A 23,480-nucleotide genomic window follows, 5' to 3' on the forward strand; every position below is an offset into this window, starting at 1 on the left:
AGTAGTTTATATACAATATAAAAATCCCCCGCCATGTTTCAAGCGGGGAAATTCTTTTATTTCACAAACCCAAGCAGCATTTCACGAATCATCTTGCTTGCCGTGTTTGCAGTTTGTTCTGAGTGGTCATAGACCGGCGCGACTTCTACGAGGTCAGCGCCTTTTACGTTGACTTCTGAGCGCGCGATTTCATGGATGGACGCGAGCAATTCTTTAGACGTGATGCCTCCTGCGTCAACCGTGCCCGTGCCCGGCGCATGAGCGGGGTCAAGCACGTCGATATCGATGGTGACATAAACAGGGCGTCCCGCAAGCTGCGGCAGCACTTTTTTCAGAGGCTCAAGCACTTCAAACTTAGAAATGTGCATGCCGTTTTCTTTCGCCCATTCAAATTCTTCCTTCATTCCGGAACGGATGCCGAATGAAAATACGTTTTGCGGCCCGATGAGCTCGGCCGCTTTGCGGATCGGAGTAGAGTGGGAAAGCGGTTCGCCTTCATAATCCGTGCGCAGGTCGGTGTGCGCGTCAAAATGAATGATGGCAAGGTCCGGAAACTTCTTATACATGGCTTTTATGACAGGCCATGATACAAGGTGCTCCCCTCCCATGCCGAGCGGGAACTTTCCTTTTTCTAAAATGCCGTCCACGTATTCTTCAATCATATCAAGGCTTCTTTGCGGATTGCCGAACGGAAGCGGAATGTCGCCGGCGTCAAAGAAATTCAAATCAGCCAAGTCACGGTCGAGATACGGGCTGTATTCTTCAAGACCGATAGACACCTCGCGGATTCTCCCCGGGCCAAACCGCGAACCCGGACGGTAGCTGACCGTCCAATCCATCGGCATGCCGTAAAGGATGGCGTCCGCCTCTTTCCAGTCGGGGCGGCTTGCGATAAATACTTTTCCTGAATATGCTTCATCAAACCTCATGATAAAACCCTCGCTTTCCTGTAAAAAAGCGCAAGATTCGCTCCTGCGCCGTACGTTTTTATTTGATTAAATCGCTCACAAATTTCGGAAGAACAAATGCCGCTTTGTGAAGCTCTTTCGTATAATATTTCGTGTCGATGTCAAAGAAACGGCTGTCCTCCACTTCAAGCGGATCGTACTTTTTAGAACCGATCGTAAATGTCCACAGGCCGCTCGGGTACGTCGGGATATTAGCCGTATACAGACGGGTGATCGGGAAGATTTCTTTCACGTCACGCTGTACGTTTGTAATCAGTTCCGGTGTAAACCACGGGTTGTCCGTCTGCGCGACGAAGATGCCGTCTTCTTTTAACGCCTTGGAAATTCCGGCATAGAAGCCTTTTGAGAACAGATTGACTGCAGGTCCGACCGGTTCTGTTGAATCAACCATGATGACGTCATACTCATTCTCTGATTTCGCGATGTGCATGAAACCGTCATCGACTCTCACGTCGACGCGCGGATCATCAAGCTTGCCCGCAATGGACGGAAGGAATTTTTTAGAGTATTCAATAACCTTGCCGTCAATGTCGACAAGCGTCGCTTTTTTTACGCTTGGGTGCTTCAGAATCTCTCTGATGACACCGCCGTCTCCGCCGCCGACAACGAGGACGTTTTCCGGATTCGGGTGCGTAAATAACGGGACGTGCGCAACCATTTCATGATAGACGAATTCGTCTTTTTCAGAAGTCATGACCATTCCGTCTAAGAACAGCATGTTGCCGAATTCTTCTGTCTCCACCATTTCCAGATGCTGAAATTCCGTCTGTTCCGTATGTAATGTTTGTTTCACCTTTAATGTAATGCCGAAATTCTTCGTCTGCTTCTCCGTATACCAAAGCTCGCTCAATTGTCATCTCCCTTTCAAGGCTTATTTCATTTATTGTAAGCGTCTGTATCGCTTTTATTCCGGTTAAAATCTCATTTTCACCTAAGGAAAAAGTATAGAGGATGGAGGGGAAAAAGTAAAGAAGTGTCCGGTTTGATATGTTTAAAAAACCCCCTTTTTTCACATAATAATAGAATCATGAAAAAGGGGGTTCCCAAAAGTGGATAAAGTATCTGGAAAACAGCTCAGAGTCACGTTCAAAATCATCCGCGCCTGTATCTTTCTGACACTGATCGGCGGAATGCTGGCCGGCGTCTGCTTCACATCCGTTCTTCTTGCAGCGAAATGGCAGGGGGCCCCCTCCGTCCGGGTTCCTCAGTCTACGATTCTTTATGCAAATGACGGCTCAAAGCTAGGTGAGACCGATTTCGGGGAAAAGCGCTACTGGGTCCGGTTAAAAGATATCAATCCGATAGCGGTGCAGGCCGCGATTGCGGTGGAGGATCAAAACTTTTACAATCACCACGGTTTTGATTACCGGCGGATGGCCGCCGCCGCGCTGGCTGACATAAAGGCAATGGCCAAGGTTCAGGGCGCAAGCACCATCACCCAGCAATACGCGAGAAATCTCTACCTTGAGCATGATAAGACATGGAAACGAAAATGGAACGAAGCATTTTACACGATCCGCCTTGAACAGAACTATTCTAAAAACGAGATTTTAGAAGGTTATGTAAATACGATATATTACGGCCACGGCGCATATGGAATTGAAGCCGCCTCGCGCCTGTATTTCGGCAAACACGCCAAAGATCTGAACGATGCGGAAGCCGTGCTTCTGGCGGGCATACCGAAAGGCCCGTCCGGCTATTCGCCATATGTCAGCGAAAAGAAGGCCAAACAGCGCCAGGAAACCATTCTCCGACTGATGGCCGGACAAAAAATGATCTCAAACGAAAAGGCGGAAAGGCTTAAGAAAATGCCGCTTGCCTATCAGCCGCTGAAAAACAGAACCGCAGCGAAAACGGCGCCTTATTTTTACGATGATGCGATGAAAGAACTCGAGAAAAAGCTCGGCATGACGCGCGAACAGCTCGCAACGAGCGGATTGCGTGTTTATACGACGCTTGATAAGCGCATGCAGCGGATTGCGGAAAACACTGTGGCACATACGATCCGTACCGGCTCTGACATTCAGGTCGGCTTTTCCGCGATTGATCCGGCAACAGGGCGCGTGCTTGCGCTTCTCGGCGGACGTGACTACGAAAAAAGCCCGTTTGACCGGGCGACACAGGCGAAACGGCAGCCGGCTTCCACGATCAAGCCGCTTTTGTACTACAAAGCGATTCAAAGCGGCTTTACACCGGTCACGCTGATGAAAAGCGAAGCCACTGAGTTCCAGATTGACGACAACGGAGAAACCTATTCTCCAAGCAATTACAACGGCTACTACGCCAATAAACCGATTACGCTGCTTCAGGCGCTTGCGTTGTCAGACAACATTTATGCCGTGAAGACCCATCTCTTTCTCGGCATGAATAAGCTCGTGTCGGCGGCAAAGGAATTCGGCATCAGCGAACATTTAAAGCCCCTTCCGTCTCTGGCGCTAGGAACTGAACCCGTGCGCCCGATTGAGATGGTTAATGCCTACGCGATGCTCGCAAACGGGGGAAAACAAATCACCCCTTCCTTTATCACAAAAGTGACGGATACCGCCGGCAACGTCTTGTATGAACAGCCGCGCGGACATCAGCAGACGCTTGATAAAAAAGCCGCTTTTGTGACGGCGAGCATGATGACGGGCATGTTTGATCAGGATTTAAACGGCTATACTTCCGTCACGGGACGCACCATTTCTGACCGGCTGACCCGAACCTATGGCGGTAAATCAGGCACGACGAGCGCAGACAGCTGGATGATCGGCTTTAACCCGGCTCTTGCCGCCGGTGTATGGACAGGCTATGACAAAAGCAGCACGATTGATTCAGTAGAAGAAAAAAGCTATGCGAAGACGATTTGGGCGGACTTTATGGAGAAGGCGCTCGAAGGAGAACCGGAAATAGCGCTTAAACCGCCGAAGGGCGTCACGGGCGTCTATATCGATCCCGCTTCCGGCTACACTTCGGGACCCGGCTGCGCCGCAAAGCATTATACGTATTTCATCGCAGGCACTGAGCCCGCGGATGTGTGCTACGGAGCGGAACCGTCTAAAAAAGAAAAGGAACACGCCCCCGCCCGCAAAGAAGCTCCGCGCAAAAAATGGTGGGATAAGTGGCTCGGCAAAAAAGACTGAGCCCGGTGCATTGCGCGCCGGGCTTTAATCCGCGTCTTCCTCAAGCACCCATGGGAGCAAAAGAGAAAAGTCGAGATGGATAATAGGGTCAGGAAAACCCTTCGGTATAAAAAATGTTGTACTCGGCAATGAAAACGAAAAGCGGATGTCTCCCGCCCACTCGATATGAAACTTCGGCCAGCCTTCCCTAAGCCTGCCGACAATCGGATAGCTGCCCGCATAATGATGCAGGCCGTTTTCCTTTCCATGCTCCCCCAAGTCGTGACAGACAGCCGGACGAATCCCAAACTGCGTAAACAGCCTTGTTTTCTCGGCGGGAAGGAGATTCACCGCCTCGGAAAAGTTCCGGCAGTGCCCGCAATCGCAAGGATCAGGCCATGATTTTTCGTATTGTTTTCTCGTTTCCGCCGCATCTGCTTCAATGACCCAAGGCCCGATTTCAAAGACGGTAAACATGATGAAACCTCCGGGTAAACATGAAAAACCCCGAGTCTTGGTTCGGCTCGGGACTTTCCATGTCCTGATTCTGTATCAACAGTTTACTCAGTACAATTGCAAAATAGTGCAAATATTTATAAAGTTCACAAAAAGTTCACAAATTATTTTTCTTCCGGAAGCAGACCTGTTTTCAATTCATCGGATGAACGTTCCCATAGCCCTTGGTCATGCTTCTGCAGAAATTCAGCAAGCACCTGCTTTGAGCTGGCGTCCATTTTGTCCACGATAATGCAGCGCTTCATTGATTTATCCATTAAATTCACATGCTCCGGCAATGACTTATAGCCTCTGCGGATACTTCTGTCCACGGTCATTTCACAAGCCGTCACACCCGCGTAATAAGGGCCTTCTTCTTTTCTGTCGATGGTGACCCACACGAGCCAGTACGGTTTTCCGTTCGGCACTTCATCTTTGTCCGGCAGGAATTTGATGCCTTTTTCAACGACACTGCGGGCATGCATTGCGCCGATGTCAACGAAGGCTTCCTTCTCTTCCACATCGACAAATACCGGAGAAATATTGTCAAGGCTCAGCGCCCCGGCGCCAAAACCGCCATGTCCGTCGGTCGGATCACTTTTAATAATATTAAATCCGATTGTTTTCTTCTTTTTTTCTTCCATGAAAATACCCTCCTACAAAAGCGGTTGAAATATAATGGCAAATACCTTGAGAATCCAGTCTCTCCCCTCGCTTAACAGCGGCCACACGACATAGGAGCCGACCGGTGTCACAAACAGCACGAGAAACACGATAATCCCGTAGCTCTCAAACTGAGTCATTTTGGCGCGCACCCGCGGCGGCACGAGATCCTCAATAATCCGGTAGCCGTCAAGCGGAGGAAGCGGCAGCAGGTTGAATAAACACAGCGCGAGATTCAGCTGAATCCAAATAGAGAAAAAGCGGTCAAGCCCCATGCTGAATGCAGAAAGCAGCTCCATTCCGTAAGCATGCATCAACACTAGCAAAAAGAAACCGATAAAGGCAAGAAGCAGGTTGCTTACAGGCCCGGCGACGGAAACCAGCACTCCCGCCAGCCGCGGTCTTTTAAAGGCGCGGCGGTTCACCGGCACCGGACGGGCCCAGCCGAAACCCGCTACCAAAATTAGAATCGTTCCGAAAACATCAAGATGTTTAATCGGATTGAGCGTTAATCTGCCCTGTCTCGCCGCGGTATCGTCTCCGAACCGATACGCAACATACGCGTGCGCCAGTTCATGCATCGTAAATGCCACGATCAGCGTAATCACGACATAGGGCATAAGCTCCAGCGGATAATATAAAAATCTGTCCAAATGTAAAAATCCCCTTTTTTAAAAAATGCAAGATTGTCCTTCATTCAGTATACTATAAGTGACCTCTCTTCCAAAGAGAGGAAACGATAAAGGAGGATCAGCACCATGCCGCTCGTAACCGTTAAAATGCTTGAAGGCCGCACAGATGAACAAAAACGGAATCTGGTTGAAAAAGTGACAGAAGCCGTAAAAGAAACGACAGGCGCAGCCGAAGAAAAGATCATTGTCATGATTGAAGAAATGAGAAAGGATCATTACGCCGTCGCCGGCAAACGGATCAGCGATACGGAGTAATCCTTGATAACGGCCGGCGCTGCTATGTCAGGCCGGCTTATTTCATTACTTTTTCAACGAGGCTGAAAAAGGTGTTCTTTTCTTCCTCTGTCAATGCTTCAAACAGCTCGTCAATGAGCATCTGCCGGTTTTCAATCATTTGCATGGCCGCCATTTTTCCCGATTCGGAAAGCGTCATCCATACCGTGCGTCGGTCTTCGTTATTTCTCGACCTTTCCACGAAACCCTCTTTTTCTAAATGATTCAGAGCGGTTGTCGTGGCCGAAGGCGATAATGTGACTTCCTGCAATATATCTTTAATCGTGCACGTGCCGTGCCGGTAAATAATCCTGAGAATAAATCCTCTGATATTGTTTATACTTTTCGGAATTGTCGCCTCATCAAGCTTTTTCGTGCTCTTTAAATATTTCGTGAGCGCGTAATCCAGTACATTTGCTTGCAATATATCGTGCTCCATGCAGAAACTCCCCATTTCAAGATGCATCCATCATCATTTGATTGTTTTTTATTACATTTTACTGATACCTCGCGGGGAAAGTCAAAATTTCGGCCGGAAAGCCCGCAACTTTTATCCTGCCCTATACAGACTATTATCTCCTACTTTTTCACCCATCCCTTTTATGCAATGCTGGTTTTATAGACATGATTCAGGTAAAATCATTAAGGGTGACTGCGTTTGACGGAAAGGATAATCTGATCGGATGCGGCAGACAATATGACTGGAAAAGAAACGGAACAGACGGGGAAACAGAACACAGGATTGTCGATTACACAGAAGATGTGACACGGGTAAAAGCCAAAGAGCCCCTCTTGGCTTTTGCTTTTGGATGGAGGGATGCGTGTTGCGGAATATCCTACAAAAAAAAGACATCACCCAGCTGCTTGAACAAAGCAGAAACAGGCAGACTGCCAAAACGATGGGTGGATTTGATTTAACTTTACTGGGCATCGGCGCCGTCATCGGGACGGGCGTCATGGTTCTTACAGGCATTACGGCCGCGAAAAATGCCGGGCCTTCCGTAATCTTTTCTTTTATCATTGCAGCCGTTGTCTGCAGCCTTGCAGCATTATGTTACGCCGAAATCGCTTCTGTTCTCCCGGTTTACGGAAGCGCCTATATTTACTCTTATACCACCATGGGAGAAATTGTCGGCCATTTAATGGGCTGGACGCTCTTATCCGTTTATATGGTGACGGCGTCGGCGGTGGCAAGCGGCTGGTCAAGTTATTTTAATAATCTGTTAGCCGAAATCGGCATGCCTTTGCCGGACAGTCTGCTGCACGTGCCGAGCCAGGGGGGCATCGTCAACCTTCCTGCCATCATCATTACTCTATTAATTGCCGTCGTTCTGTCACGCGGCTCCAAAGAGAGCAAAACCTTTAATAATATAATGGTTCTCGTAAAAATCGGAATTGTTTTGCTGTTTATCATCACAGGAAGCTTTTTTGTAAAGCCGGGCAATTGGCATCCTTTTATGCCTTTTGGAATCAAAGGCGTCATTACAGGGGCTTCTGCCGTCTTTTTTGCGTTTCTCGGATTTGACGCGATTTCCGCTTCGGCTGAAGAAGTCAAAAAACCGCAGCGCAACCTGCCGATCGGTATTATCGGTTCACTGGTGATCTGTACATTTGTATACGTCATCGTCTGTCTCGTCATGACGGGTATGGTTCCGTATTCACAGCTTAATGTGCCGGAAGCCATGTCATATGTGTTACAGACTGTAGGACAAAACGCGGTGGCGGGCGTTATCGCTGCCGGTGCGGTGATCGGACTGATGGCCGTCGTTCTCGCCCATACCTATGCGGCGACCCGTATATCTTTTGCGATGGCAAGAGACGGGATGCTGCCGAAAGTCTTTACCATTGTCGGAAAGAAATCGGGAGCTCCGATCTTTAATACGTGGCTGATCGGACTGATCAGCGCCTGCATCGCGGGTTTTGTTGATCTGAAAGAGCTGTCAGATCTCTCAAACATCGGCGCGCTATTGACATTTGCCATGGTCAGTCTGTCCGTGCTGATTCTGCGCCGCACCCATAAGGATCTGCCGCGGGGATTTAAAGTGCCTTTTGTACCAGTACTGCCGATTTTGGCCATTATCTGCTGTTTGTTTTTAATGGTCAATCTGCCGCTGAAAACGTGGCTTTATTTTGCCGTCTGGCTGATCATCGGCGTCATCGTTTACTTTTTATATTCGTACAAGCACAGCAAATTGAGACAATAAACAAAACCAGGCCCGCTTTATCGCGGCCTGGTTTTTTCATCAAAAAAGACGAAAGCCATCGCCTTTAACAAATGTGTTTCAGCTCTTCTATGTAGTGAAGCGCCTCATCATATTCTTCATCTGTATATTTCTGTTTGCTTTTTATCGTAAACACTTTCTCTTTCTTTTCCTCAGCTTCAAGGCCGTCAAAATACAAAATCGTAGACACCAGCTCCAGAAACCGGGATGAGCGGCTGTTGACGCTGTCGATGTACTTCTTCATATCCGGCATCGTAAGCTCCGCATGATGTAAAAACTCGGCTCCCGTCTCCGTCAGCGAGTACCGGTATTGAAAGTAGCCGCCCTTTTTTTCCTTCACCTCATCCAGAAACCCAAGATTGCACAGCTCTTCAATTCGAAGCGTCAGTTCTTCGGAATACGGGCCGTAAAAATGAAAATCATATTTTTCGTAGAAAGGATACTGCATTTTCTTCGCGATATAAATGATTTTCTGCAGCTTTTTCCGCCCGATGATTTCTCCAGAATCCGAGAACACCTTCATCAGTTTTGCATGTTCTTTCAACAAATTCCCGACATCTCCTTTTCCTTCTTTACCAAAATCCTTCTATGTCAGTCCCAGCAGCTGCCGGATTTTTAATTTTGCTTCAGGGTTTTCTGAATCGTCACAAATGAGGTCCATCGGATAGTAGAGCTTATGGTCCGTCCGGCGTTTGCCCGAAATGGATTCGACAATGGCGGACTGCCTGGACAGCTCTTTGATCTGGCCGTTCTGCGTTAACAGGTGAATCGGCAGACGCTCCTCCTCTTCACCCGGCCGGTAAAAATCATACGGCAGATCCGATGAAGAATCGACCACTAAATAGTAATTGGGATCAATTCCCGCCTCTTTAAACAGAGCGGTCAGTTCAAAATAAGCAGACATTTCCTCATTGGGGTTAAATTCGGCATATTGAAACAGCTGGCGGTTAATGAAGCGGCGGCACAAGTCGGACAGAATCGGGTCCTCTTCTTCCTCCCAAGCCTGGAAATAATATAAAATGATGGCTTCATCAAGCTTCAGATAATCCGCAAGCGTCAGCTTCCCTTCAAAAATGGAATAAAAATGAACGGGAGCATGAGTGAATATATACCCTTCTTCATGGAGCTGCTTCGCACGGTGGAGAATTTTCGTCAAAATGACTTCAGCGCTTCTCGTCACGGGATGAAAATACACCTGCCAGTACATTTGATAGCGGCTCATAATATAGTCTTCGACGGCGTGCATGCCGCTTTGCTTAATGACGATCTGGTCCTCACGCGGACGCATCACCCTTAAAATCCGTTCCATATCAAAATGTCCGTAGCTGACGCCCGTATAGTACGCGTCCCGCTGAAGGTAATCCATCCGGTCGGCGTCAATCTGACTCGAAATCAGGCTGACCACCTGCTTGTTTTTGTATGTTTTGGCAATGACTTCGGCAACATCCTGCGGGAATCCCGGCCCCGCCTTTCTGAGAACCTGATTCACCTCAGTATCGCCGAGGATGATTTCCCTCGTAAAGTCTTCATGATCCAGATGAAAAACCTTTTCAAAGGAATGTGAAAACGGCCCATGTCCCAAATCGTGCAAAAGCGCAGCGCTGAGACAGAGTTCGCGTTCATTGTCATCCCATTCAGGACGCCCTTTAAAAACATCATCAACCATTCGTCTGACAATCTCATAGACGCCGAGAGAATGGTTAAAACGGCTGTGTTCCGCGCCGTGAAACGTCAAATACGTCGTACCGAGCTGTTTGATCCGGCGCAGCCGCTGAAATTCACGGGTGCCGATCAAATCCCAGATCAGCTTGTCCCGCACATGAACATAGCGGTGAACGGGATCTTTAAACACTTTTTCTTCTGATAATTTTCCGTTTGGATACGCCATCGTCATTCCCTCTTTTTTTTAGCCGTGATTCTATTATATCGGCTCTGTAATTTGAAAACATCCTTGAATTTGTCCGGCGTTTTGTTCCAGTTTTCCGACATTGATTTTTTGAAGCAAAAAAGCCTGACCCATCGGGCGAGGCTGTCGTAAAAATACACATTTACTTTTTGATCTTCTTTTTCACTTTCTCAATCAGCTCGTCCTCAGTCGGCGCCGACAGCGGGCGGTTGTTTACGAAAGCAAACGATTTTTTGCGTCCGGGCCCGCAATATGACTGACATCCGACCTCCACTTTTGCATCCGGGTCAGCTTCTTTCAAACGCGGCAGCAAAGTCTTAATATTGGTGGCCTGGCAATCATCACACACTCGGAATTCATTAGCCATGATGTACGCTTCCCTTCATTCAATGTTCCTCTATGTTAAATCTTAATTTTAAAAAAGAAAAAAATCACATCACATCTCATTGTACAAGGATTCATCTTATCCTGCAAGGCTCTGCGTATCTCTCATTCTTTCAGCCAATTTGTATAAATATTTTCCAATCTGGACATTCTAATACCATCAAAGATATTGGGGGTTGAGAACATTGACAAAACAAAGACAGGACGCCTGGTCGGAGGAAAACGACCTGCTGCTTGCGGAAACCGTGCTCCGTCACGTTCGGGAAGGAAGCACGCAGCTGAACGCCTTTGAAGAGGTAGGCGATAAATTAAACAGAACGTCGGCAGCGTGCGGTTTCAGATGGAATGCCGTCGTCCGCCATCAATACGAAAAAGCGCTTCAGCTCGCCAAAAAACAGCGGAAACAGCGGATGCGCGCGCTCGGAAACGGCCAGCCGGCCAAGAAGAAACTATTATACCAGCCGCCTGCACCGGATGCGGATATCATGCAGGAAACATCAGCCGAAGAGACGGTTCAAACGGAAGCGCCAAAAGAGGATCGGCAAGCCGTCATGTCCGGCGAACATATGCCTTATGTCGATGAAAGCTTCAAGGAAGAGTTAGCTAGTTTATCACATTTGCTGGCGCCTCAGCAGCCGAGCCAAAAGGCGGAGCTCACAATGGCAGATGTCATTCAATTTCTGCAGAGCTATGAAGGCAGCGGAAAGCAAACTTCCGCCCTGCAAATGGAAAATGACCGTTTAAAACGGGAAAACCAAGAACTTCAGTCTAAAACCGAGCAGCTGGAAGCGGCCGTCGAAAAGCTTGAAAAAGATCAAAAAACCATTCAGGAAGACTACGAAACCTTGGTGAAAATTATGAACAGAGCCAGAAAACTAGTTTTATTTGAAGACGATGAACATGCCTCTCCGTCCTTTAAAATGGACCGGAACGGCAATTTAGAAAAAATGGCCGAATAAAGGAAAAACCCCTTTCCTTGTCATGGAAAAAGGGGTTTTTGCCATTTGTCAATGACGCGCATCCTGATCTATATTAATGTAAACATTGTTCAGGAGGCCTTCTTCCCGCAAGGGCTGCGCATCTCGGTCCCCGCCCGCACATAAGCATAAAGATTCAATTCCTCATCCGAAATGGTTCTTGGGAATTATTGATCGATTAACTACTGTGCAATACACTGTATAGAGAATACAATTATTAGATATGATGGGAATGATAGTAAATGAGTAGCCAATTACGAAAAGGAGCGTTAGAACTTTGTGTGTTGTCCCTGCTTCTTTATGAAGATTTATATGGTTATGAATTAATCAAGATCATAAGTGAAACGTTCCCTGTATCGGAGGGCACCATCTACCCCATATTACGAAGACTCACAAAAAATAACTACCTAAAAACGTATACAGCAGCTTCCGATCAAGGCCCATCACGCAAATATTACAAAGTAACAGAAGAAGGCGCCTTTTATCATCAAACATTAAAATCGGAATGGCTTGACCTGTCCGAAAAAGTGAACAGCATCATTAAGGAGGGAAAATGAATGTGTAAAGACCAATATTTAAAACATCTCCGGCGGGAAATAAAAGATCTGCCGGAACGTGAGCAAAAAGAGATACTGGCCGATATCGGCGAAATATTCCAAATGGGCGGCGCTGAAGGAAAAAGCGATGAACAAATCGCGGGCAATTTAGGAAACCCCAAAACACTTGCGCGCGCCTTAAAAGCGGATATTTTCATCAGTGATGCCGAGGAGCAGAAAACATGGCGCTCCTTTTTCAAAGCATTCGGCCTGATGCTGGGGATGGGCATGTTCAACTTCATGTTTATGCTGACACCGTTTCTTTTTGCCTCTGTTGCGGTGTTAAGTTTGATGGCGATCGGCCTGATGCTGATGACCGGATCATTCTTTCTCCTTGTAAAAGTGCCGATTGTAACAGCCATTTTTAACGGATGTATGGTTCTTGGAGCAGGTATGGCGGTGTTTATGGCCGGATTTGATCTTTCGAAACTGATATTCCGCATCTTTTTGCGCTATTTCAAATGGAATGTCAGTGTTGTAAGGAGGGAAAACATTGAATCGAAAAATGTGGTATAGCATTGCTCTCATTTTAATCGCTGCCGGCCTGATCGGAAGCATGTTCTTCGGTTTTGACGGCTTTTACCCTAAATCATAAGGAAGGTGTGCAAATATCATGACTGAACCAGCCCTGATATTAAAAGATGTCTCTAAAACAATCAATCATACCCCTATTGTACAGTCAATTTCTTTCGATGTGAGAAAAGGTGAGATATTCGGCCTTTTAGGGCCGAACGGCTCAGGAAAAACCACTATTTTCAGAATGATCGTACAGCTTATTAAAAAAACAGAAGGAGCCATTTCATTCAGAGGCAGACCGGACAGCGACTTTGAATATTTTATGAGACATATCGGGGTTATCATTGAAGGCCCGGATATGTATCCGAATATGACCGCTTTGCAAAACCTAAAATATTTTACTAAACTGCGCAGCAGCTCGCTGCGAACGGATGAGCTTATGAATACCCTTGCAAAAGTCGGATTGGAGCAGGCTGCCCGCAAAAAAGTGAAACATTTCTCATTAGGCATGAAACAGCGCTTGGGGCTCGCTTATTCTCTTCTTCACAATCCCGGATTATTAATTCTGGATGAACCGATGAACGGCCTCGATCCTAAAGGAATGAAAGAATTGCGCACCATTCTTTCCGATTTAGCGAAGCAAGGGGTTTCTATTTTATTATCAAGCCATTTATTGTCGGAAATGGAGGAAATTTGCGATAGGGTTGCCTATATTAAAAAGGGACGGATTTTAGGAATTGAAGACATGAAGAACAGACATGACCTTGGTCAGAAAAAGCTGTTTACCGTCACGGTCGATCATCCGGCAAGGGCGAAAGAAATATTAGAACAGGAAGGTATTCTTCAAGTACAGCAAAAAGACAGCCGCATCATTGAATTGGAAGCGGAAGAAGATACCATCCCGTATGTCATTAAATCTTTGGCAGAGAAAGAGATTCTGATTTCCCGCGTTTCTGCAAGAACTTTGTCATTGGAAGAGAAATACATGATGATTACAGATCAGGAGGACGCGGTATGAGCATATTTCATCTGGCGCAGAACGAATTCATAAAAATAACCCGAAAAAAAGGCACACTTTTATCTCTTTTTTTCCTGTTTCTCATCGTTTTGCTGGCCGGCCTTATTATGAATCATGAGTTAGATGCTTCCTCGGATAACAATTGGAAAGAACGGCTTCTCGCCGAAAAAAAACAGGAAGAAATTGATAAACCGGCTGAAACGACAGGCGTTTATTATTCTGCTGATGTTAAGAATAAAGACTATTATTTGGAGCATAACATCAACCCTTATGAATGGAACGGCTGGAGGTTTTTCGGCACGGTTACTTCAAACGGGCTTGAGATTTTCGTCAGCTTGACCGCGATTTTAACCGTCAGCGGGGTTGTTTCTAAAGAGTTTGCCCTTGGGACGATTAAGTTTATCGCTACAAGCCCGAACCGAAGATGGCGGATTTTAACATCGAAATTTCTGGCCTCCCTTCTGTTTACCGGTATGATTTACTTATTTTACTGTGTGAGCTGTTTGCTGATCGGCGGCGTGTTATTCGGTTTTTCCAATGCTTCATATCCGCTCGTCTATACTCATTTAAATGACAGTCTGTATACCATCAGTTCAATCAAAGCATCCGGAATCATTCTGCTTTTGCGTTTCATATCAATTATAAGCATTGTCACCATTGCGTTCACTTTGTCAGTATTGTGCAAAAGTCAGGCGCTCTCCCTTTGCTTATCCATTTTACTGCTGTTTGCCGGCAGTATATTGGGCGGAACTGATTTGCTTGCCCAATTTACATGGTACAAATTTACGCTCTTTCCGCATTTAAATCTCGTTGCTTATGTAAATAAAAGCGCGGGTGATGCGATTTCAACGTTAAACATCCCCTATTCCATGACGGTTATAGCGATCTACTTTCTTATTTGTTTATTGATTTCTTTTTCCGTCTTTCAAAAGAGAGACATTACAGCATAGACAGAGAGGCGGCGGCATAATGAGCGGACGGCAGGAAATATTGACGGTCCAGCAATTTGCCGCTGACCGCCCCTTGGTCCATCGCTAATGGATTCAAATAACCGAAGCTCCCGCTGCTTCGCTGCTGAAAGCGTAGAAATTCCCGCCCTTCCCGTATAAAAAGCGCCTCATCGAATTGGAGAAATTTCATAATGGCTGTGTATTTTGCAACGGCGTCAATGTGATACTTTCTGCACTCGGCTAACATTAAACCTGAAAAAGCAAAGTCTGATGTTTTGTACCATTCCGTGAGAAAAGGCTGCAATTCTTTCATTTGCAAATAAGTGACGGCATAAAGGGCATCCGCCTGTTCTTCCTGAATGCCGCCCGGTGCCATGAGCAAATCGGCCTCACGTTTCATCCCGGTTTCTAAGAACACGATCAGTTCTTCGGGAGTCACCGCCCCAAAATAAGCCCCTAACACCATGAGGATCATAGAGGAAGGCTCTGATTTCAGTTCCTCTTGTAAACCGCGGACCATTTGTTCAAGTCCGTTATGAAAAAAGATGCTTTTTACGGCATCTATCCTGCGGTACACATGATACGCATACGCGAACAGGACCGGATGGCATTCGTGCGTTTTTTCTCCAAAATAACGGTCTAAGAATAGAATGACTTCTTCTGTATCCTTTCTTTTTTCAAAGTGATGACATGCCGCTAAACTGCAAAACAGGTGCATGAGATCATCTGCTTCTATTTCTTCCGGCTGCAGCTGAATGTTCTTCCAAAAACCCAGCAGCCATTCTTCTGTTTTTTTTATATTAAAATATTCCTTGACTATCTGCATGTTCCACACTCCAGATTCAGAATCTCAATCGCCGGCAGAAGAGCCGGAGCACAATGAATGGATGGATTCTCGCTATTTATATGATGAAGAGCCGCTTGACAGCCATAAAAAAATGGATCGATACACGATTGGATAAATAACATATTGCACAGCTGTTTCATTTTTCGGCTGCCGAGACAAAATACAAGCCATTTTTGAATGGAAGCCTTCAAGCCGGGATGAAGCAGATGCTCTCCCTGATCTAAATGAAGAAGACAGTACTCGACAAACTCCAGCTCGTTTTCAGCTGTTCTTTTCCATGCGTCATGGAGCAAAGGCTGAAATATCGAATTCTTGTAAAAGCGCACTTTTTCATGGTCAGTTGACATTCCCAGCTCGCTCAGCAAACCGACGAATTCGGCGTATTTAAAATAAGGCCATTCTTTTTTTATAAGATAGCCGTTTTGCAATCCGTGACGTATGACCTGATCATCCGAATCCATTCCCTGCTTCTTTTTATAAGCTTTTGCCGTTAAATAGATATGAATCAACTCATTGACAATGGCCGTGTTACAGTGAAACAGATCTTCCCAGCATGACTTATCAACGAAAGCGGAGGCAATCCTTTCAGTATGTTCTTTTACAGCGGAAGAATGGCTCGTCTTCCTGTAGTACTTGCAGAAGCCGGCAAACAGCTGAATGCTCTTTTGATCCGGAAGCGATTGTTCAGCAAAAGATAATAAAAATTGATCTGTCTCTTCAGCTAATCTATTCAAGTTAATCGTTCCTTTCCGCTCTAAGACAGGCATGCGCGGCACCCGCGGCGACAAGTGTTGTATGATAGCAATGTTTAAACACATCTTCTCTTCGCTGTTCACCTTTCAAACCGGGTTTATGTTGATAGGTGATGCTCGGGACATTCCCCTCTTTCATTCGGCCCTGATAGATTTTATTCCAGGCTGCTTCATAGAGCGGTTTATGGTTGTCCTTATCCATGTCGATATGTAAAAAAGAGCTGCACATCAATAATTCACTGGTAATATCTAAATTCTCAAGACAGATATAGATCCCGAGAAATTTCAGGACCTTTTCTTTTAAGGACGGCAGATGATACTCTTTATCCGTAAGCGAAGAACATCCCATGTCTGTTATATAAAAAATCGTATGAGTGATACTGTACGCATCATGATCCGTCATATATGTATTTGGGACATCCTGACCAGCTGCTGTGTAGTGATATAAGTCAGAAAAATCCGTTATTTCCGAGGTTACGCCTGCTCTTTGCAGACTGTACTTCAGATCCATTTTCCGAAAGGGAATTTTAGCAAGGCTGCAATCAAAACGCGCTGCCGTGAATTTTTCCAGCTCCCATATCACCGAAGCCCGTGACGGATGATCAGTCAAGGTAAGAAATTCACCCGCAATAGCCAATCCGGCGAGACCGTCCGGATCAAAATGAATAAATTCTTCAAGCTGATCATTATGGAGCCTTTCTGTAATAAACTCCGTTAAAACAGCAACTTCCTTATCATCTGCCTGATTTCTGATCAGGTAATTGGTAAGAAAAATGAGTTCTATAAATGTTTTAAGGCGCCACCTGAAATCATTCGCTACTTTATGATTCATATCAAAATAATGGATATTTTTAACAATCCATGACAGTGCTCCCCGCTTAATTTCTGTTATATACTCTTGTGTCAAACTCTCACCGCCTCGTCTCAGATGTGTAGGCTCCAAACAGTGATTATCCTACTTTTGAGCGGCTAAATCAGAGAAATTCAAATTCGGGTTTTGATTGTCTTCTTGGCTCGGCACTACAAGCACCCAGCCGCTCCAAGCGAAAGAATTGCCTGATTGTTCCGCATCTCCGGCTAACAAATGTGTCGGGATCGTGATTCTTTTTTCTTCTTTTATTTTTTTAAAGTTCATATCTCCATCTCCTTTAGTTTATAGAATTATTTGGAACCTACATAAATATATTAATCAAATAAGGTATATAATGTAAACTAGTTTTGGTACAACACTTCTTTTTCACTATAACTAAATAGTATATAATTACCAAAAATAAAAAAGCCCGGACTTAGTCCAAGCTTTCCTGCGTGCCGAACACCTTCTCATTCCGTTCCAGCATTCGGGTCAGATTTTTTTCAAATACCATTTCTTCTTCCGGCGATAATCCGGCTGCATACAGGCGGCCGCTGAGTTCCTTCAGTTCGGTCAAAAGCGCCAGCATTAAGTCTTGCACGGTAATGTCCGTTTGCAGCAATTCGCTTAATGAAGCCATCGTTTCGGGCCGGATATCGGGATATACACCTTTTGTATCGTTGCTTTTGTCTTTTAAAGCGGCTTGATAGAAACGTCTGATCAGATCGGCGCGTTCGCTTCCGCTTTTATCGGCGCAGAGGTAAATCTGAACCGCGGTTCCGCCCCGCAGGCGTCTTTGTGAGATTCCCGCGAATTTTCGGCCGCCGATGCTGAGATCATAGCTGCCCGGACAGTACGATCCTTTAATTTCATATGCTTCAATTTCAGCATTGTGCGGACGCAGCATCCGCCGCACCAGCTCTGTCATCGCCTCGTAGCCTCTGTCGATGTCGATGCCTTTTTTCTCGTCTTCAAAAATAAGCGAGATATTCAATACGCCTTCGTCCAGGACGACGGCGAGGCCTCCGGAATTGCGGACAATAACACGGTAGCCTTCGTCCTCCAGCAATTTCACGCCGTCCTTTAAAAACGGCAGGCGTGTGTCCTGAATGCCGAGCACGATCGTCCGGTGGTGCACCCAGGAGCGTGCCGTCGCAGGCGATTCCCCTTTGCCTACGGAGGCGCACAGCGTATCATCCATTGCGAATGACTGCTTCGCATCAAAATAAGGGCCGAGGCTGGATTGGTCAATGATTCTCCAGCTCGGCTGCATCAGTAAATCAATCGGTTGCTTTCCCATCTATATTAAATCCCTTTCGTCATAGGCTTTCCATGCATTTATTATATCACTCCGCTTGAGATGATTGAAATTGGCTTTTCAAAAGTGCGATGAAGATTTCTTTGTTTTTTGTGTTCTCTATAATGGAAGATTGGATGATAGACAGTTTCCGTTTTAAGGAGAATCCTTTTATCTCAAGCACGGAAATGCTGCCGTGAAGCAGATCCTTTTGCACCACGCTTTTTGACAGAACGGAAAGACCCATTCCGCTGATCACGGCTTCTTTGACGCCCTGGTTGCTGCTGATCGTCATCATGGATTTCGGCCGCAGTCCGTTTGATTGAAGAACGTGGTCTAAATATTCCCTCGTTCCCGAACCCTTCTCCCTCGTCACCCACGCTTGATTTTGCAATTCGGCAGCCGGGATGTTTTTTCTGCCGGCGAGCGGGTGTCCGTTCGGTGCGGCAATGCACAATTCATCCTCCATAAACGGCTGAATGTCGAGCTCGTTTTTCCCCGTATGCCCTTCAATTAATCCGATATCGGCTTGAAGCATCCGAACCGCTTCGCTGACCTCCTCCGTGTTTCCGATCATGACGTCCAGGTTCAGCTCGGGATACTCGTTATGAAGCTTTGCGAGAAGCGGCGGCAGAATATATTCGCCGATGGTAAAGCTCGCGGCGATTTTGAGCTTCCCTTTGACATAATGATGATGGGCGTAAATTTCGGATTTCGCCTGTTCGTACAAAAAGACCATCTGCTTGGCGCGCTGATAGAGAATGTCCCCCGTCGGCGTAGTCGTAAAGTGCTTCGGAGAGCGGTTCAGCAAAGCGGTTTGAAATTCTTTCTCCAGGTTTTTAATGTGGAGGCTGACGCTCGGCTGAGAAATCATCAGCTTCTGCGCCGCCTTTGTAAAGTTTTTTTCTTCCACGACGGCAATGAATGTTTTCAGTTCACCATAATACAAAAAAGCATCGCCCCTAATCATTATTTTTCCTAATCGTTTAGATCACATAAATATATTTTACTAATGATTAAGACCGCAGTAAAGTGGAGTTATCAAGATAATGGGAAGTGACTGAGATGAAGATGGTAAAAGGTGTTTCAGTTACCGCAGGAATTGCGTTTGCGGCTTTCTATGTCAGCCGCCTGCCGTTTTTGCATATGTTCGGAATGCTTGTCCTTGCAATGCTGATCGGCATGCTCTGGCGTGCCGTATTCGGACAGCGGGCGGCATTAGAGCCGGGGATCGCGTTCTCAAGCAAATACTTGCTGAAAGCAGGCATCATCCTGCTTGGCATGAGACTGAATCTGGCGGATATCTATCATGCGGGCTGGCACGTATTTGCAATTGCCGTCTGCTGTATGATGTTTGCGGGTGCCGTTGTATACGGACTGTCCCGGCTGTTCCGTATAGATCAGACACTCAGCACGCTGACAGCCTGCGGCACAGCGATCTGCGGAGCGGCTGCCATTGCCGCGATCGCGCCGCAGATCAGATCAAATGAAAATGCAGCCGCCATCAGCGCGGCCGCCGTTTCGTTATTAGGAACCGTTTTTACTGTTGTATATTCTCTTGCTTATCATGGATTGGGCTTTTCTCCTGCGGCTTACGGAGCCTTTTGCGGGGCAACGCTTCACGAAGTGGCGCATGCGGCGGCGGCCGGCAGCGCCGGAGGAAAAGCAGCCGTCGAGATGGCGGTGATCGTCAAACTGACCCGGGTCGCGCTGCTCGTCCCGGCCGCATTCATGCTCGGAATGCGGGCGCGCCGCAGCGGAAAGTCAAAGACGGCTTCTGCCGCTTCGCTCCCCATCCCTTGGTTTATCTTCGGATTTCTCGGAATGAGCGCCATCCATACATCAGGCGTTATTTCAGCTTCGTTTTCCGCGTTTCTTGTTCAAGTGTCTTATGTTTTAATCGGCATGGCGATGGCGGGTCTCGGTTTGAAAGTCCATATATCGGCGTTTCGTCATAGCGGCTGGCGGGCGCTCGCAGCAGGCTTGATCGGTTCTCTCTGTTTGTCCCTGTTCGGCTGGGCCGCAGTGACATTCTTTCTATAAAAAAAGCCGGTCCTCGTAAAGGCCGGCTTTTGCGGATTACAGCGCTTGAGCAGCCGTAATTAACGCAAGATTGTAGACGTCTTCCGCATTACATCCTCTGGAAAGATCGTTTACAGGCATATTCAATCCTTGCAGAATCGGTCCGACCGCTTCAAAGCCGCCTAAGCGCTGAGCGATTTTGTAGCCGATGTTTCCTGCTTCAAGGCTTGGGAATACAAATACATTCGCGTCTCCTTTAATGTCGGAGTCCGGCGCTTTTTTCTCCGCGACAGACGGCACAAATGCAGCGTCAAATTGGAATTCGCCGTCAAGCGTAAGCTCAGGCGCTTTTTCCTTCGCAATTTTCACCGCTTCAGCCACTTTGTCCGTCTCGTCTGATTTCGCCGATCCTTTTGTAGAGAAGCTGAGCATGGCAACGCGCGGGTCAATGTCAAACATTTGAGCCGTATTGGCGCTTTCAATGGCGATTTCGGCAAGGTCCTGGCTGTCAGGGGCAATGTTGATCGCGCAATCAGCGAATACATATTGCTCGTCACCGCGGGCCATGATGAAGACGCCTGATGTTTTTTTCACGCCTTCTTTTGTTTTGATGATTTGCAGTGCAGGGCGCACCGTATCAGCAGTAGAATGTGCAGCTCCGCTGACAAGTCCGTCTGCGAGACCTTTGTACACAAGCATCGTGCCGAAATAGTTTTCGTCCAGCAAAGCTTTGCGGGCCTGTTCTTCCGTCGCTTTGCCTTTGCGGCGTTCTACGAAAGCCTGAACGAGTTCTTCCATGCCTTCATATGTATGCGGGTCAAAAATGTCCACGCCGTCAAGCGTAAGATTTAATTCTTTCGCTTTTGCTTGAATGTCTTCTTTATTGCCGACTACGATCGGCTTTAATACCTTGTTGCCCGCCAAGTTGTTGACCGCAACCAGGATACGTTCGTCCAACCCTTCAGGAAATACGATTTTCACATCTTTTCCTGCGACTTTTTCTTGTACTTTTGTAAATAAATCTGCCACGATATACCCTCCTCTATGTTGACAAAAAACGCTTACTTTTACAGCATACTCTTCTTCCAGCTAAATTCAAATAAGCAACTTCTATTATAGCGCTTTCAAAAAGAAATCTTATTTTTCTAACTAATTTAATTGACGGTTTGTTTCACGGCTTAGTTTCTGAAACAAGGCTTCGGATTATTCAAGGTTTCTCCACAGCCGAAACGGTTAAACTGTGATATAGTGAAGGCATCAATGAAAAGATATAGGAGTGAAGATACATGAGTGAGCAGCAAAAAACGAACGAAGCCGCCCAAACGCTTGACGGCTGGTACGCGCTTCACGATTTCCGCACAATGGACTGGACGTCATGGAAGATGTTATCCAGCGATGAGCGCCTGTCGATTATTCACGAATTTACGGGACTGCTTGAAAAATGGGGCGTCGCCCAAAAAGAAGGCAAAGGCTCGCAAACCATCTACAGCATCGTCGGACAGAAAGCTGATTTCATGCTGATGATTCTTCGCCCGACAATGGAAGAGCTGAACGAAATCGAGCTTGAATTTAACAAATCAAAGCTTGCAGAATTTACAATCCCGGCTTACTCTTACGTGTCCGTGGTTGAGCTGAGCAACTACCTCGCAAGCGGAGAAGGCGATCCGTATGAAAATCCGCATGTCCGCGCCCGCCTGTATCCTGAGCTGCCTGAAGCGAAATACGTCTGCTTCTATCCGATGGATAAAAGAAGAAGCGGCAATGACAACTGGTACATGCTTTCTATGGATGAACGCAGAAACCTGATGAGAAGCCACGGCTTGATCGGACGGAGCTATGCCGGCAAAGTCAAACAGATTATCACGGGATCTGTCGGTTTTGACGATTACGAATGGGGCGTCACGCTCTTCAGCGATGATGTGCTTCAGTTCAAAAAACTTGTTTACGAAATGCGCTTTGATGAAGTCAGCGCGCGCTACGGCGAATTCGGTTCATTTTTTGTCGGAAACCGCTTGTCCCTCGACACGCTTCCGAAGTTTTTGCACGTGTAACAACCACCCGCCTGTCCGGCGGGTTTTTTATTTGTCAGAATTTAAATAAAATTTGCTATTTTTATCATTTTTTTTTACGATGTAAAGGAGATTCCATTTTGGTAAAGGGGTGCAGACAGTTGTCAAAACGAACCGCGTTTATTATGGGAGCCAGTCAGGGGATCGGCAAAGCGATCGCTCTGAAACTGGCGGACAATGGCTTTCATACCGTCATTAATTCACGAGTTCCCGAAAATATCGAATCGGTAAAAGAAGAGATCCTCGCCAAACATCCGGATGCGGGCGTCACCGTTCTCGCCGGGGATATGTCGGACCAGAAGACAAGAGCCGGCATTTTTGAAGAGATCAGATCACAATGCAGACGGCTTGATGTATTGATCAACAACATTCCGGGCGGCTCGCCGGATACCTTTGAAAACTGTGATATAGAGGATATGACAAATACCTTTACGAATAAAACGATCGCCTATATCGACTCTATGAAAACGGCCGCAGCAATCATGAAACAGCACGAATTCGGCAGAATCATTAATATCGTCGGAAACCTATGGAAAGAACCCGGCGCCAATATGTTTACCAACAGCATGATGAACGCCGCTTTAATTAATGCCAGCAAAAACATCGCCATTCAGCTTGCGCCTTTTCACATTACTGTCAACTGTCTGAATCCCGGATTTATCGCCACAGACCGTTATCACCAATTCGTGAAGAATGTCATGAAGCAAAACGGCATTTCTAAAGCGGAAGCGGAAGAACGGATTGCCTCAGGCGTCCCGATGAAGCGTGTCGGAACTGCGGAAGAAACCGCGGCGCTGGCTGCCTTTCTTGCCTCTGAAGAAGCCTCTTATATTACCGGGCAGCAAGTGTCAGCCGACGGCGGCAGCATGAAAAGCATATAAT

General features: G+C 46.7%; 27 protein-coding genes. 11 read left to right on the forward strand and 16 right to left on the reverse strand.

All coding sequences use genetic code 11. The features are described 5' to 3' along the window. Positions 1–56: 56 nt before the first annotated feature. Together speB and speE are read right to left on the reverse strand one after the other, a co-directional pair. On the reverse strand, positions 57–929 hold the full coding sequence (speB, locus tag SB847_RS14400; protein ID WP_101670746.1) for an agmatinase: 873 nt from the start codon (positions 927–929) through the stop codon (positions 57–59). 58 nt (positions 930–987) lie between these two features. After that, a complete protein-coding gene (gene speE, locus SB847_RS14405) occupies positions 988–1,818 on the reverse strand; it encodes a spermidine synthase (protein ID WP_003151052.1) in 831 nt (276 codons plus the stop codon). A 199-nt stretch (positions 1,819–2,017) separates the two neighbouring features. Here speE and SB847_RS14410 point away from each other — a divergent pair, with 199 nt between their 5' ends. Beyond that, entirely contained in the window at positions 2,018–4,090 is a 2,073-nt protein-coding gene (locus SB847_RS14410) for a transglycosylase domain-containing protein (RefSeq protein WP_410564008.1), read from the forward strand. 24 nt (positions 4,091–4,114) lie between these two features. Here the strand turns inward: SB847_RS14410 and SB847_RS14415 are convergent, their stop codons facing one another. The 3 genes from SB847_RS14415 to SB847_RS14425 all read right to left on the reverse strand — a co-directional run bounded on the left by SB847_RS14415 (position 4,115) and on the right by SB847_RS14425 (position 5,880). Next, on the reverse strand, positions 4,115–4,546 hold the full coding sequence (locus SB847_RS14415; protein ID WP_088461814.1) for a hypothetical protein: 432 nt from the start codon (positions 4,544–4,546) through the stop codon (positions 4,115–4,117). Between the two features lie 143 nt (positions 4,547–4,689). Continuing rightward, positions 4,690–5,208, reverse strand: a complete 519-nt coding sequence (locus SB847_RS14420) for a YwhD family protein (protein ID WP_410564012.1) — start codon at positions 5,206–5,208, stop codon at positions 4,690–4,692. Between the two features lie 12 nt (positions 5,209–5,220). Further along, positions 5,221–5,880: a site-2 protease family protein gene (locus SB847_RS14425; RefSeq protein ID WP_003151043.1), complete on the reverse strand. Its 660-nt coding sequence runs from the start codon at positions 5,878–5,880 to the stop codon at positions 5,221–5,223. A gap of 105 nt (positions 5,881–5,985) precedes the next feature. Here SB847_RS14425 and SB847_RS14430 point away from each other — a divergent pair, with 105 nt between their 5' ends. After that, positions 5,986–6,174, forward strand: a complete 189-nt coding sequence (locus SB847_RS14430) for a 2-hydroxymuconate tautomerase (protein WP_003151042.1) — start codon at positions 5,986–5,988, stop codon at positions 6,172–6,174. 37 nt (positions 6,175–6,211) lie between these two features. Here SB847_RS14430 and SB847_RS14435 read toward each other — a convergent pair whose 3' ends face one another. Beyond that, positions 6,212–6,631, reverse strand: a complete 420-nt coding sequence (locus SB847_RS14435; protein ID WP_007407650.1) for a MarR family winged helix-turn-helix transcriptional regulator — start codon at positions 6,629–6,631, stop codon at positions 6,212–6,214. 385 nt (positions 6,632–7,016) lie between these two features. On the opposite strand from SB847_RS14435, the gene SB847_RS14440 reads away from it, so the two are divergent. Then, positions 7,017–8,396 carry an amino acid permease gene (locus tag SB847_RS14440; RefSeq protein WP_032864567.1) on the forward strand — a complete coding sequence of 460 codons (1,380 nt, stop codon included), beginning with the start codon at positions 7,017–7,019 and terminating at the stop codon, positions 8,394–8,396. A gap of 64 nt (positions 8,397–8,460) precedes the next feature. Here SB847_RS14440 and SB847_RS14445 read toward each other — a convergent pair whose 3' ends face one another. From SB847_RS14445 to SB847_RS14455, 3 genes are all read right to left on the reverse strand, one after another. Next, positions 8,461–8,961 (reverse strand): YwgA family protein, encoded by a 501-nt coding sequence (locus SB847_RS14445; protein ID WP_007407653.1) that lies wholly within the window; start codon positions 8,959–8,961, stop codon positions 8,461–8,463. Positions 8,962–9,000: 39 nt separating this feature from the next. Beyond that, the gene (locus tag SB847_RS14450) at positions 9,001–10,302 is read right to left on the reverse strand and encodes an HD domain-containing protein (RefSeq protein ID WP_032875878.1); all 1,302 of its coding nucleotides are present in this window, start codon (positions 10,300–10,302) and stop codon (positions 9,001–9,003) included. 160 nt (positions 10,303–10,462) lie between these two features. After that, complete coding sequence (locus tag SB847_RS14455) at positions 10,463–10,687, reverse strand: YuzB family protein (RefSeq protein WP_003151034.1); 225 nt, start codon at positions 10,685–10,687, stop codon at positions 10,463–10,465. A 202-nt stretch (positions 10,688–10,889) separates the two neighbouring features. Here SB847_RS14455 and SB847_RS14460 point away from each other — a divergent pair, with 202 nt between their 5' ends. The 5 genes from SB847_RS14460 (at position 10,890) to SB847_RS14480 (ending at position 14,761) form a co-directional block, all read left to right on the forward strand. Beyond that, positions 10,890–11,663: an RsfA family transcriptional regulator gene (locus SB847_RS14460; RefSeq protein ID WP_038464372.1), complete on the forward strand. Its 774-nt coding sequence runs from the start codon at positions 10,890–10,892 to the stop codon at positions 11,661–11,663. 260 nt (positions 11,664–11,923) lie between these two features. After that, positions 11,924–12,238, forward strand: coding sequence for a PadR family transcriptional regulator (locus tag SB847_RS14465; protein WP_007614461.1), 315 nt, complete (start codon positions 11,924–11,926; stop codon positions 12,236–12,238). Beyond that, the gene (locus SB847_RS14470; RefSeq protein WP_088461817.1) at positions 12,239–12,793 is read left to right on the forward strand and encodes an HAAS signaling domain-containing protein; all 555 of its coding nucleotides are present in this window, start codon (positions 12,239–12,241) and stop codon (positions 12,791–12,793) included. A gap of 97 nt (positions 12,794–12,890) precedes the next feature. Next, a complete protein-coding gene (locus SB847_RS14475; RefSeq protein WP_044802454.1) occupies positions 12,891–13,811 on the forward strand; it encodes an ATP-binding cassette domain-containing protein in 921 nt (306 codons plus the stop codon). After that, entirely contained in the window at positions 13,808–14,761 is a 954-nt protein-coding gene (locus SB847_RS14480; protein WP_012118698.1) for an ABC transporter permease, read from the forward strand. The genes SB847_RS14475 and SB847_RS14480 overlap by 4 nt, the downstream gene beginning before the upstream one ends. Here the strand turns inward: SB847_RS14480 and SB847_RS14485 are convergent. The 6 genes from SB847_RS14485 to cysL all read right to left on the reverse strand — a co-directional run bounded on the left by SB847_RS14485 (position 14,751) and on the right by cysL (position 19,456). After that, complete coding sequence (locus tag SB847_RS14485) at positions 14,751–15,587, reverse strand: hypothetical protein (protein WP_410564025.1); 837 nt, start codon at positions 15,585–15,587, stop codon at positions 14,751–14,753. The genes SB847_RS14480 and SB847_RS14485 overlap by 11 nt on opposite strands. Continuing rightward, the gene (locus tag SB847_RS14490) at positions 15,578–16,375 is read right to left on the reverse strand and encodes a hypothetical protein (RefSeq protein ID WP_410564028.1); all 798 of its coding nucleotides are present in this window, start codon (positions 16,373–16,375) and stop codon (positions 15,578–15,580) included. Before SB847_RS14490 ends, SB847_RS14485 begins: the two co-directional genes overlap by 10 nt. Further along, positions 16,344–17,267 carry a DUF6895 family protein gene (locus tag SB847_RS14495; protein ID WP_410564030.1) on the reverse strand — a complete coding sequence of 308 codons (924 nt, stop codon included), beginning with the start codon at positions 17,265–17,267 and terminating at the stop codon, positions 16,344–16,346. Before SB847_RS14495 ends, SB847_RS14490 begins: the two co-directional genes overlap by 32 nt. A gap of 48 nt (positions 17,268–17,315) precedes the next feature. Continuing rightward, positions 17,316–17,495, reverse strand: coding sequence for a hypothetical protein (locus SB847_RS14500; protein WP_003151018.1), 180 nt, complete (start codon positions 17,493–17,495; stop codon positions 17,316–17,318). Positions 17,496–17,646: 151 nt separating this feature from the next. Further along, a complete protein-coding gene (gene lipL / locus SB847_RS14505) occupies positions 17,647–18,510 on the reverse strand; it encodes an octanoyl-[GcvH]:protein N-octanoyltransferase (RefSeq protein WP_410564034.1) in 864 nt (287 codons plus the stop codon). Between the two features lie 46 nt (positions 18,511–18,556). Continuing rightward, entirely contained in the window at positions 18,557–19,456 is a 900-nt protein-coding gene (gene cysL, locus SB847_RS14510; RefSeq protein WP_410564037.1) for a cysJI operon transcriptional regulator CysL, read from the reverse strand. A gap of 116 nt (positions 19,457–19,572) precedes the next feature. On the opposite strand from cysL, the gene SB847_RS14515 reads away from it, so the two are divergent. Beyond that, positions 19,573–20,550, forward strand: a complete 978-nt coding sequence (locus tag SB847_RS14515) for a YeiH family protein (RefSeq protein ID WP_410564039.1) — start codon at positions 19,573–19,575, stop codon at positions 20,548–20,550. Between the two features lie 36 nt (positions 20,551–20,586). Here SB847_RS14515 and pta read toward each other — a convergent pair whose 3' ends face one another. Further along, a complete protein-coding gene (gene pta, locus SB847_RS14520; protein ID WP_003151012.1) occupies positions 20,587–21,558 on the reverse strand; it encodes a phosphate acetyltransferase in 972 nt (323 codons plus the stop codon). 257 nt (positions 21,559–21,815) lie between these two features. On the opposite strand from pta, the gene hemQ reads away from it, so the two are divergent. Beyond that, complete coding sequence (hemQ, locus tag SB847_RS14525; protein WP_003151011.1) at positions 21,816–22,580, forward strand: hydrogen peroxide-dependent heme synthase; 765 nt, start codon at positions 21,816–21,818, stop codon at positions 22,578–22,580. A gap of 119 nt (positions 22,581–22,699) precedes the next feature. Beyond that, a complete protein-coding gene (bacG, locus tag SB847_RS14530) occupies positions 22,700–23,479 on the forward strand; it encodes an NADPH-dependent reductase BacG (RefSeq protein WP_410564044.1) in 780 nt (259 codons plus the stop codon). Position 23,480: the final 1 nt, after the last annotated feature.

It is taken from the genome of Bacillus sp. SIMBA_026 (assembly GCF_046535335.1).
Classification (GTDB): Bacteria; Bacillota; Bacilli; order Bacillales; family Bacillaceae; genus Bacillus; species Bacillus velezensis.